At 48.8% G+C, this 10,151-nt stretch carries 13 protein-coding genes; 5 read left to right on the top strand and 8 right to left on the bottom strand.

Translation table 11 applies throughout. The features are described 5' to 3' along the window. Positions 1-47: 47 nt before the first annotated feature. The 8 genes from BLS94_RS11635 to BLS94_RS15325 form a co-directional block, all read right to left on the bottom strand. Entirely contained in the window at positions 48-527 is a 480-nt protein-coding gene (locus tag BLS94_RS11635) for a WbqC family protein (RefSeq protein ID WP_090961186.1), read from the bottom strand. Between the two features lie 277 nt (positions 528-804). Further along, the gene (locus BLS94_RS11625; RefSeq protein WP_090961183.1) at positions 805-1,401 is read right to left on the bottom strand and encodes an acyltransferase; all 597 of its coding nucleotides are present in this window, start codon (positions 1,399-1,401) and stop codon (positions 805-807) included. 56 nt (positions 1,402-1,457) lie between these two features. Continuing rightward, a complete protein-coding gene (locus tag BLS94_RS11620; RefSeq protein WP_256325405.1) occupies positions 1,458-2,411 on the bottom strand; it encodes a glycosyltransferase family 2 protein in 954 nt (317 codons plus the stop codon). Between the two features lie 321 nt (positions 2,412-2,732). Next, complete coding sequence (locus tag BLS94_RS11615) at positions 2,733-3,020, bottom strand: hypothetical protein (protein ID WP_143021690.1); 288 nt, start codon at positions 3,018-3,020, stop codon at positions 2,733-2,735. Between the two features lie 50 nt (positions 3,021-3,070). Then, on the bottom strand, positions 3,071-3,535 hold the full coding sequence (locus BLS94_RS11610; protein ID WP_083569994.1) for a GtrA family protein: 465 nt from the start codon (positions 3,533-3,535) through the stop codon (positions 3,071-3,073). Continuing rightward, positions 3,510-4,214, bottom strand: coding sequence for a class I SAM-dependent methyltransferase (locus tag BLS94_RS11605; protein WP_072768272.1), 705 nt, complete (start codon positions 4,212-4,214; stop codon positions 3,510-3,512). The genes BLS94_RS11610 and BLS94_RS11605 overlap by 26 nt, the downstream gene beginning before the upstream one ends. A gap of 29 nt (positions 4,215-4,243) precedes the next feature. Next, positions 4,244-5,176, bottom strand: a complete 933-nt coding sequence (locus tag BLS94_RS11600) for a glycosyltransferase family 2 protein (protein ID WP_090961176.1) — start codon at positions 5,174-5,176, stop codon at positions 4,244-4,246. Positions 5,177-5,623: 447 nt separating this feature from the next. Continuing rightward, a complete protein-coding gene (locus BLS94_RS15325) occupies positions 5,624-5,815 on the bottom strand; it encodes a PEP-CTERM sorting domain-containing protein (RefSeq protein WP_090961173.1) in 192 nt (63 codons plus the stop codon). A gap of 736 nt (positions 5,816-6,551) precedes the next feature. Here BLS94_RS15325 and BLS94_RS11590 point away from each other — a divergent pair. The 5 genes from BLS94_RS11590 (at position 6,552) to BLS94_RS11570 (ending at position 10,099) form a co-directional block, all read left to right on the top strand. Further along, positions 6,552-7,286: a GNAT family N-acetyltransferase gene (locus tag BLS94_RS11590; RefSeq protein WP_143021689.1), complete on the top strand. Its 735-nt coding sequence runs from the start codon at positions 6,552-6,554 to the stop codon at positions 7,284-7,286. Between the two features lie 18 nt (positions 7,287-7,304). After that, the gene (locus BLS94_RS11585) at positions 7,305-7,556 is read left to right on the top strand and encodes an acyl carrier protein (protein WP_072768276.1); all 252 of its coding nucleotides are present in this window, start codon (positions 7,305-7,307) and stop codon (positions 7,554-7,556) included. Further along, entirely contained in the window at positions 7,553-8,410 is an 858-nt protein-coding gene (locus BLS94_RS11580) for a hydrolase 2, exosortase A system-associated (RefSeq protein ID WP_072768277.1), read from the top strand. The genes BLS94_RS11585 and BLS94_RS11580 overlap by 4 nt, the downstream gene beginning before the upstream one ends. Beyond that, on the top strand, positions 8,407-9,276 hold the full coding sequence (locus BLS94_RS11575; RefSeq protein WP_090961167.1) for a hydrolase 1, exosortase A system-associated: 870 nt from the start codon (positions 8,407-8,409) through the stop codon (positions 9,274-9,276). Before BLS94_RS11580 ends, BLS94_RS11575 begins: the two co-directional genes overlap by 4 nt. Positions 9,277-9,487: 211 nt before the next feature. Further along, the gene (locus tag BLS94_RS11570; protein ID WP_090961164.1) at positions 9,488-10,099 is read left to right on the top strand and encodes a tetratricopeptide repeat protein; all 612 of its coding nucleotides are present in this window, start codon (positions 9,488-9,490) and stop codon (positions 10,097-10,099) included. The last annotated feature ends 52 nt before the right edge of the window (positions 10,100-10,151 follow it).

Genomic DNA, 10,151 nt, shown 5'->3' with positions numbered 1-10,151 from the left:
TACCATATCAAGGTCTCCTTTTCGGTAACCTTCAATATGGCGCAACGTTATTTCTCAGAATACCTTTCGGTTACATTTAATTCGGCGCAATTCGCCAGAAGCCGGCTGTCGGTAAACTGTGTATGAATTCCTAAAATATTGGAGAGATGTTTTATGGCACTCTGATTGTAATCAGAGAGATTTGTTATCGAATTCACATATAGAAAATCCAGCAACGATTGTGATTCCTTGATGAAAGGCGCATGCCGGTAATTCTGCTCAATTATGCTGCGGTGTTGCTGCTTCCAGCTTTGATCGGGAATTTCAACCTCGCATATCAGGCGCTTCAAATCGTGCCCTGCTGGAATGGTAAGCCATCGTGGCCCGCCCCGGGTCATCAATTTGTTCCGGTGGCGCCAGTCGGAGTGCGTATATTGGACGTCGTCATAAAAGATGAAAAGATCAACGTCATGGATGAGGTCGAAATAGCCCTTCCAGGGGATATAGTTCGATTGAAGTATGGCAACCTTCTTGCAGCTCGTATGCATAAATTATTCGGCTAGAGTAGTCAGAGTAGTGATTGCAGCCGTTGGCTTGGGACACCTGCTTCGGGGCTGGCTACGGCGAGATGAGCGGTATTCTCCTTGGTGCTCGCGATAACCAGCGCACCAGCCCCAACCAGAGTCCGCTCTACCAAGGAACCTGAATGAGCAGCCGGTAGAGAAGGACCGAAGCAGTGGATCCAGCTTCTGGCATGAAGGATGCAAAGCGGCCCATGAGAAACTTGCGCACGAGTATCTACTCCCGATCTTCAAAGAAAACCTCTCATTTACTCTCTGTTGCTGATGATCGTTCTGCCAAATATCTTTTTTCCAGCTCCAGGAGATTCTGGCTTCTATTTTTTATTTTTTTGGCCGGCGTTCCGAAATACACCGTCCATGGATCAGTTGACTTGGTGACCATGCTACATGAACCGATTGCTGACCCCTCCCCAAGTATTACACCGGGCACAATAACGCTTCCTGCACCGACAATTGCATGACGACCTATTTCAATTCGCGCTCTCAGGATTTTACGAAATTCGATGGGTACGGTCGGATTTGTTAACGCATTTCCACCATAATCGTCCGACTGGGCAAATATGGTTACGCCGAATGCCAATCCCGAAAAATCTGCCATAACGATGCCATCGCGGCCGGCAATAACGCGGCAGCCATGGGCAACGTGAACATTTTTACCGATCTCCACATTTCCGGAGAGAATACAGAAATCGTCTACGATAGAAAAATTGTCTATCGAGATATACTCCGGAATGTAAATACGTGAAGTACGGCTTATAAGTACATCGTGGCCCAATTTTCTGAATCTCATTCCCTCAAGTTCTTGTCTTGTGTAGTAACGGTCTTTTTCTTGCTGGCTCATTGCATTTCGAAACGAAAAGAATCGGATTAAATACTGAATGATATAAACGAAATGGTTCAGCGGTAAATATCCCTGACAATATAGGTCGGTCGATTCTGCACCTGAGTAAATACTTTTCCCAGATATATACCGACCACGCCCGTCGCCGTGGTCAAAATACCAAGACTAAGTGTCATGACTATCATTAGCGAGGTGAAACCCAGCAGGGCGTCGTCAAAGAATAATTTCCGAAAGATCAGGTAGAACGCGAAGGAGAAACTTAGCAGGGTAATGATTATCCCCGAGTTGAACAGCCAAACCAGAGGCTGAACGGAAAACGAACTCACTGCGTTAACCATCAAGCCAATGCGCCGCGTGAGCGTATAAGTGCTGCCACCCGCGCGCTGTTTTTTAAAAACGGGCAGCCCGAGCTGCTGGAACCCGGTCCAACTCATCATGCCCCCAAGAAACAGATTGCGGTCGCCCATTTGCAGCAGCGCTTCGACATAGCGGCGCGACATGATTCTTTCGGTAACGATGTTTTCGGGAATCTTTATCTCGCTGAGCAAATTGAATCCCTTCCAGAACAGGCCTCCGCTTAGCTGCTCGAATCGTCCGCCCTTGCGCGCTTCCTGGTAACCGAAAACAACGTCGCAGCCCGATTCGCGAAGCTTATGGCGAAACTCGGCTAATATTAAAGGCGATACTTCCAGGTCGCAATCGATGAGGAAAACCAGTTCTCCTCGCGCATGCTGCAACCCGGCTTGTATCGCATAATGATGGCCAAAGTTGCGTGAAAGATCGATTATCGCCAATTGGGAAATGTCAGCTCTGCGTTCCAGCGCATAGGCTAATGAGTCGTCCGGAGACCCATCATTGACGAGCAATATCTCAAAGTGATCACATTTTATATCGGATAAAGCTTGCAGGCACTCGGCGAGAAACCGTTCAAGGAACGGCCGCGATCGATACATGGTAGAGACGACGGTAATCTCGGGCAGTATTTCGGCAGTCTGGGATTGTTTTGTCATCTACCGCCATCCTGCCGCAGGGTAAAGGATCCTCGGGTTTTCCTGGAGATTACGCCTCGAAAAAAGCAAATCAACCTACGGTGAACGAGTGGACTTCGTCGCGAAACGCGGCCCCATTGCGCCTGAACTTCCGATAGTTTTGCACTATCACACCCCGAATTAGCCATATTTCCTCACGTATCCATCATGCACCCGGGAGTGCAGCAAGTGCAGCAACCCGTTTCTTTGAATTCAACATTTCATTTCTAATCCAGGCAACATACGCGATAACAAATGGCATGACAGGAAAGTGATAACGCGACTGCCCGGAAAAAACGAGACTTATAGAGTGAAGTAGATTGCGATCACCAAACCGTAATACATTGCTGGCTTTGCCGGGGTACGCAGGAGTTTCCAGATCGCGACCGCGAAGCCGCCCAACAGGAGAAAATAGTAAATCTGATTGATTACGCGCACCGACCGAAACCATTTGGCATGCTGGCCATACCAGGTAGTACCGGCTTGATAACCCCACTCTCCTTCCCCATCCATGCCCCAGAAGCGGAAGAATTTCTTGGGCATCATGCCGATAAACGTGCCGGGGTTTTCCAGAATCCACTCCGTTGGCAAGCTTGCGAGCGCGTTTATCCGACCGCGACCAGAGCGTTGCAAAGCCTGACTCACCCACGCTTTTGCGTGAAGACATAATATCGGCAACCAAGATAAAAGACGACGGTATAAGGCACTATGCCAATGGTCTGTGCGAAATATGAATTTATTCCGGCACCATCCCGCAACCCGTAAAGAGTCATCAGATTTACGATATAGGCAAGCAGAAAGGCCAGCAGGAAACGCGCAGCAGTAGGATAAATGCCGCCATTGTGGCGAAATGTCCATTTCCTGTTGAAAAAGAAACTCAGCAGCAATCCAAAACCGTATCCGAGCAGATTAGAGGCGAAGTCATCAAGTCCTGCAAGGCCCTTCGCAGCAAAAATAACCGATAGACCGAGTAACGTATTGGCAACCCCCACCAGAATAAAACGCAATGGTTGCAGTAAGCTTGCAAGCACCTGTGTTCTCCACTTGCCGTTGGCGAAAAACGCGACGTAATGGAAGAGGCTAGTCACCTTTTGCGGCGGTGACATAATATTGGGCGCCAAGCGGCAGCCACCTCAGCGACGCCTCGATGCTCCGGATAAAGCTGAGCAATCTGGGAAAAAAAACCCGGTAACTCACCGACGCAGACGAAAAACCCGCTGACCTGAAATTGCTGTACATGGCGCCCGCCTTGATTAACACAGCATTTTCGTCAAAGGGACAGGAATTGACCGCGCGAACGGTAAGCGGATTGAAGGGATTGTGCTCATAAATCATGACGATCCCGTTCCGCTTCAGAACGCGCCGCAGTTCCCGCAATAAATAAACATGTTCCTCGGGGGAAATATGATGGAAAACACAACAGGCGTAAGCGGCATCAAAACTGTTATCTTCGAACGGAAGCGCCTTCCCGTCAAAAGCGATATATTCCGCCATGTTGCCGAAATTCGCAGCCGCAATTTCAAGACTGGCTTCTGAAACGTCCAGGCAAGTAAGGTGTGCAGAAGGAAAATACTTGCGGAAGAAAGGCACTGAAGCACCTACTCCCGCTCCAAAATCCAGGAAGGACCCATCCATCTCGACATCCTTGGCCGCCTCAACAATTGCTTTCAGGTCCTTCATTTTGTACTCGGCGAAGTACTCCGGTTTTTCGCCCGAAGCGGCGATATTTTCGCCATGAAGCGACTTGTATTCTTCGGCAAATTTATCAAACTCTGCGCGGTCCATTTTAGTTACCTGATCGGTTGGTCGTGCCGCTAAATCATTTTCTCAATGATGTACCGGGGCCTGCGTTTCGTCTCGGTGTAAATTTTCGCAATGTACTCTCCTATAATCCCCAGGCTCAAAAGCTGGATCCCACCTAGAAAATACATGGGAATCACGGTGGACGCCCATCCGGGCACGCTTCCATCGAAGAAAATGCGCGCTATCAACGCCCAACTCCCGATGGCGAAACTGAACATGGATACGGTGAATCCCAGTAGTGTAATCCATCGCAAAGGAAGCGATGAGAATGAAGTCAGGCCGTCCCATGCCAAGGCAAGCATCTTTTTTAAAGGATATTTTGATTCACCGGCAAAACGCTCGGCGCGCCTGTAATATACATTTTCGGTTTTGAAACCAAGCTGGGGAATAATTCCGCGCAAGAATACATTGGCTTCGCCATACTGCTTCAACGCCTCTATCGCGTGATAGCCCATCAGGCGATAATCCGCATGGTTAAATACGATATCAACACCCAGCAGCCGCAGCACCCGATAGTATCCTTCGGCGCTCATTCTTTTGAATCGCGCATCCGTTCTGCGATCCACCCTGATACCATAGACGATCTCGGCGCCTTCCCGATATTTGAGCACCATATCCCTGATTGCGGATAAATCATCCTGAAGATCTGCGTCAACACTAATTATCGCGTCCCCCCTGACGGTCATGAGCCCGGCGATCAAAGCGTTCTGATGCCCGCGATTTCTCGACAGCTTGATGCCGTGCATCGAACTATCACATCTTGCGACAGTTTCGATCATGCTCCACGTTTTGTCCTTCGAACCGTCGTCTATAAAGGTTATCGTACTCTCGGGATCAACAAGTCCTTCGGCTATAAGCTGATTCAGCAGTTCCCGGAGGTGGTCGATCGTGGTTCCAAGCACTTCTTCCTCGTTAAAACATGGAACTACTATTGCGAGATTCATCTATACCTCATCTTTACTCCGTCTATCCCGCGCACATGATGGATTACAAAAGAAAAACGCACCTCTTCCTATTTCAGCATTGCACCTGAGAACTATTTGTTGGAGTGATCCCGATGTAGCTGACGACGATCATTCTTGCTCATCTACGGCATATTTGCGGAATTCCGTTGCAGGATAGACCGAGCATGGCGCATGAGACCAGTATTGATCAGAATGATATATCAGCAGGACGGAATTATCTCCTTCGATAAGAGGCGATTCCACGTAGCTCCCTCGATCAAGAGGGAAAGGAAAGCCTGTCGGTAATGGTCGCAAATTTCAAATTGCCTTTCACGCGGGGAGCAAAGCACGGGCATTTCGGAAAGTCGTGTCAAGTACTTCTGACTGCGACTGAGGAGAGCGCCAGCTTTGTTGGCGCTTCGGTATTTGTTGACGCCTGCGAGCAAGCTATCCAATCAGGCCAAGCCCCACCAGCAAAAGCGCATAAATTTCCGGTTCCGGAACAACCCCCACGACCGGCTTGTCGTACGTATGCGCAGATTGTGGCGCCGCGCTGTCGACGACAAACCCATGAGAGTCTATTCCGCTTGGCAGAGAGCCGCGCTCCCAGTTGCGTGTAGCATCATCCCATACGTCCATACATACATCTCATTACCCAAGTAATTCGCGTGACCGCCACCCTAAAGCATCATTTATTCACGCTTGAATCCCGGGCGAAAGAACTTCAGCTATTAACAATAGCGCCAGGCCAGCTATTCGGTACCGCATCCGCCTACCGGTCAAGTATCAGAAAAGAGGTTGTTGCTTGCCTTGACCCAACCGCCCTCAGGCGTCGCGGCCAGCAGTGATGAGCATGTACGAATCCTATGAAGAATGGCGGTGAACTGGTGACTAGGAGAGCGGAAAATGCAAAATTTGCCACCCGAAGATTGTTTCCTGCATGTATGCTCATGTTGGCTCCCCGTTTTTTTTGTAAGCAGATTCAACTCTGAAGTGCAATTTTTTTTAGCGTACAAGAAAATACATTGAAAAGTAAAGCGATTTCTACTTTTAGAATTAACCTTCCATGACTTATAGTACTATTGACGCGTTTTTACGAAGAGTAACAAAATAACGCCGTAGGGAGCAGAATCGAATTGATTTTCTACCGGAATCATGACGATTTCAGTATCAGAAAACCGCCCTTCCGAGCTAGAGGCTGCAGCAGCGGAAGTTACCAAAGTCCGCGGATAAGATAAAAGAGCTGGATTGAAGACGCTGGCGCTTTATTCCAGATTGCTTATAAAATTTTCAGGTCGCCAGAACGGCCTTATTATGTCGTAATTTTTCATTGCCACCGGTATCTGATATCTTGGCTACTCAACGGTTTTGCGTGATGACCTCAATAGCAGGGCGGAAAAAAGAATTTCATCAGATGTTACAGCACTGGGGTTGGTTCAATGTCGGACTCTTCGTACTCAACAAGTTTTTTGGGACGATATCGAGAGGAAAAGTTCGTCTATACAGGTATTATTTAATCGCCCAGCCAGTCGCAAAGACAGCTTTACTTCCACCGGGAAGGGGCAGGAAAATAGAAATTCGGCTGATTCAAGAACAGGACGAAATCATCCAGGAATTTCCCCGACCTGCCAAGGCGATTCAAACCAGGTTCCAGCAAGGAGCCAAATGCCTGGTCGCGTTAAGAGAGCAACGCTTTATTGGCTTTTTGTGGCTGTTACTGGGAAGTTATCAAGAAGATGAAGTGCGTGCCCGTTACACACCGCTACCGGCAGAGCGGGCCGCTTGGGATTTCGATGTGTATGTGGCGCCGGATCTACGGCTGGGATTGGCTTTTCCGCGTCTATGGGAACAGGCCAACCGCATCTTGACTGAAAATAATATCTTATGGTCGTGTAGCCGTATTTCCGCGTTCAATTCCAGCTCGCTGGATGCCCATGCACATTTTGGAACATTATCCCTGGGCAGTGCACTTTTTTTTTGCGCAGGGCGGTGGCAAATTACGCTCTCCTCTATATCGCCCTATTTTCATTTGTCGTCCCACCCCGATTCATTCCCTGAGTTTCGCCTCGATACTCAGGGGCTTGAGGCGCAGTCCTGCTCAAAAAGATAAATCAATTATGGAGTAAACATGCAGCATCTGGAAGAAGTAAAGAATATTCTGTCCGACGTCCTGAGCCTTGGAGCAAGAAAGAATTCCCTCAAAGAAGATTCCTCCTTGCTCGGCAGCATTCCGGAATTGGACTCCATGGCGGTCGTTAACCTGATTACCGCCATGGAAGAGCATTTTGATATCACTGTTGATGATGATGAGATCACCGCAAGCACCTTTGAAACCGTTGGAACACTGACACGCTTTGTTGAGCAAAAATTGACTGAATGAACTCATCCTTGGATGACGCGCCTGCCATGCCTTTTTTTTTAAAAGCGGAACCGGGCGAGCGTTTTTGTCTTTACTACCCCCCTCCTCCCGGTTGGGAATGCCGTGGTGCACTGATTTATGTTCACCCCTTCGGTGAGGAAATGAATAAATCGCGCCGCATGGCTGCGATGCAGGCAAGGGCTTTTGCCGCCGTGGGGTTCGGCGTATTGCAAATAGATCTCTTCGGCTGCGGTGATAGCGACGGTGAATTCGGGGATGCACGCTGGAATATCTGGAAGCGGGACCTGGTTACTGCGTGGAGTTGGCTGGAGGATAGGGTTGCCGCTCCGATCAGCCTCTGGGGCTTGCGCTTGGGTGCACTGCTTGCACTTGACTTTGCCAGGAGTTCCGAAAACCCAATTCATAAGATTATTCTTTGGCAGCCTGTAATAAGCGGAGAATCTTTCCTGACCCGGTTTTTGCGCCTTCGGCTCGCCAATGAAATTCTTTTGGCCGATGCCGGTGTAGAAAAAAATACAGGAACGAATGCGATGCGCAATTCTTTGAGGGCTGGGAATTCGCTTGAAGTAGCCGGTTACGAACTCTCACCGGAAATGGCTGCCGCTATTGATATTTTGCGAGCGGCTGAGCTATTCGTAACCCGGTGTCCCGTTCACTGGTTCGAGATTGTGGCTGAACCGGGCCGTTCCATGGCAGCGGCCGGAGCGAAGGCTATAACCGCATGGAAGCAGAATGGCGTTGATCTGCGTTTGCATCTTGTGCCTTGCTTATCGTTTTGGGCGACACAGGAAATCTCGGAATGCCCTGAACTCGTGTTGGCGACAGCTGATATTTTTTCTGAACAAGTCCGATGAATTTCGAGGAACGCGCGCTCACCCTTCGATGCAATGGCTCATGGATGTACGGAATTTTGAGTCTGCCTGAGCGAACCGCTTCGAGAGGTGTGCTGATCGTTGTGGGCGGACCGCAATATCGGGTGGGAAGCCATCGCCAGTTCACGTTGCTTGCTCGTCACCTTGCCTCTCTTGGTATACCCGTTCTCCGTTTCGATTATCGGGGAATGGGAGATAGCGAAGGCGCCCCAAGAACTTTTGAAGATCTGGAAGATGATCTCCACTGTGCAATAGAACGTTTCTTTGAAGAAGCGCCGGCGCTCAGTAATTTAGTAATTTGGGGGTTATGCGATGCTGCCTCAGCTGCGCTTTTCCATGCACACCGTGATCCGCGCATAACTGGCCTGGTATTACTGAATCCCTGGGTAAGAACGGATCAGGGCGCCGCAAAAGCTTATCTAAAACATTACTATCTCACCCGTCTTCTCGACCCCGAATTCTGGAGCAAAGTATGGAACGGGCGTTTTAATTACGCCAACGCAGCTCAATCTCTTGCGAAGACTGTTGAGAAAGTCCTGCCGGGACGAAAAATTGCAGCTGGAAGGGATACGACTGGTGATGGATCCTGTGATTTCGCTGATTTGCCAGAACGGATGCTGAATGCGCTCAGCCGTTATAAAGGAAAGATATTACTGATAACAAGTGGTAATGACCTCACTGCCCAGGAGTTTCTGGAGCTGGTTAAAGGTTCGCGTGAGTGGCAGCAACTGCTGGCCCCTCCACACGTCACGCATCGAAATTTGCCGGAGGCCAACCATACTTTTTCGCGACGTGAGTGGCGCGATCAGGTGGCGGATTGGACAAAGGAATGGCTTTACACATGGTGATATGGCACGGCAACATCACGATCTTGACCTAATGTGCTTGAGAATTATCAACCCCATGAACTTCAGGCGGTTGGGTTAAGGCAGGTGCTAGTGGCCTGATCGCAGTAGCAAGCTGAACACTTTCGCATGAAATGAAGATATCCGGATTGTTGTCGCTCTGTTCAACGTGTAATTGGGGTAAGTCAAGATGTACTTAATAGCAGGGAGTGTCGTGAAAATCATATCCAGCGTTGTCATATTGCTGATTTCAATTATCTCCACCAATCTCCAGGCAGCTTCTTATTGTGGAGAATTAGATAATGCCTATGACTATAGAGATAATACACAGAGGTCGTTTTTAGCGACTGTTGAGAAGCATCACTTTACTCCTAACGTTGAAAGCCTGCGCCATGGAAATTCCGGTTCCCTCGGAGGAGAACTGAGCTATACGCTGATGATATTCCCTAACCATCACCGTGCACTCGCCGCATTCGGTAAGCTTTCGCTAAGAGATAAGACTTTAAAACCCGCTGGCTCAAAATATTCAGTGGAATGCTTTTTCGAACGTGCCATCCGGTACAAGCCAAATGATGGCATTGTCCGTATGGTATACGGTAATTATTTGTTAAAAGCCGGGCAAATTGATAAGGCTACCGAACAATTTCAGATTGCTGTTGACCTTGATCCCGAAAATCCCACCATCAACTACAATCTTGGCTTGCTCTATATGAAGAAAAAAGATTACGAACAGGCAAATATCTATGCAAAGAAAGCGTATGAACTGGGTTTCCCGCTGCCAGGCCTAAAGAATCAGTTGATGGAAGCGGGCAAATGGAACGATTAGTCTTAGTCTAAAAAAAGTGAATAAGTCCAGGGAAAAACCTTGGCCAAGGCCA

It is taken from the genome of Nitrosospira sp. Nsp18 (genome assembly GCF_900103145.1).
Classification (GTDB): domain Bacteria; phylum Pseudomonadota; class Gammaproteobacteria; order Burkholderiales; family Nitrosomonadaceae; genus Nitrosospira.
This window is presented reverse-complemented; position numbering and strand designations above follow the sequence as displayed.

Bases quoted from the DNA above. Each gene is read 5' to 3' on its own strand.
- BLS94_RS11635 (WP_090961186.1), bottom strand. From the start codon at position 527: ATGCATACGAGCTGCAAGAAGGTTGCCATACTTCAATCGAACTATATC.
- BLS94_RS11625 (WP_090961183.1), bottom strand. From the start codon at position 1,401: ATGAGCCAGCAAGAAAAAGACCGTTACTACACAAGACAAGAACTTGAG.
- BLS94_RS11620 (WP_256325405.1), bottom strand. From the start codon at position 2,411: ATGACAAAACAATCCCAGACTGCCGAAATACTGCCCGAGATTACCGTC.
- BLS94_RS11610 (WP_083569994.1), bottom strand. From the start codon at position 3,535: ATGTCACCGCCGCAAAAGGTGACTAGCCTCTTCCATTACGTCGCGTTT.
- BLS94_RS11605 (WP_072768272.1), bottom strand. From the start codon at position 4,214: ATGGACCGCGCAGAGTTTGATAAATTTGCCGAAGAATACAAGTCGCTT.
- BLS94_RS11600 (WP_090961176.1), bottom strand. From the start codon at position 5,176: ATGAATCTCGCAATAGTAGTTCCATGTTTTAACGAGGAAGAAGTGCTT.
- BLS94_RS15325 (WP_090961173.1), bottom strand. From the start codon at position 5,815: ATGGACGTATGGGATGATGCTACACGCAACTGGGAGCGCGGCTCTCTG.
- BLS94_RS11590 (WP_143021689.1), top strand. From the start codon at position 6,552: ATGACCTCAATAGCAGGGCGGAAAAAAGAATTTCATCAGATGTTACAG.
- BLS94_RS11585 (WP_072768276.1), top strand. From the start codon at position 7,305: ATGCAGCATCTGGAAGAAGTAAAGAATATTCTGTCCGACGTCCTGAGC.
- BLS94_RS11580 (WP_072768277.1), top strand. From the start codon at position 7,553: ATGAACTCATCCTTGGATGACGCGCCTGCCATGCCTTTTTTTTTAAAA.
- BLS94_RS11575 (WP_090961167.1), top strand. From the start codon at position 8,407: ATGAATTTCGAGGAACGCGCGCTCACCCTTCGATGCAATGGCTCATGG.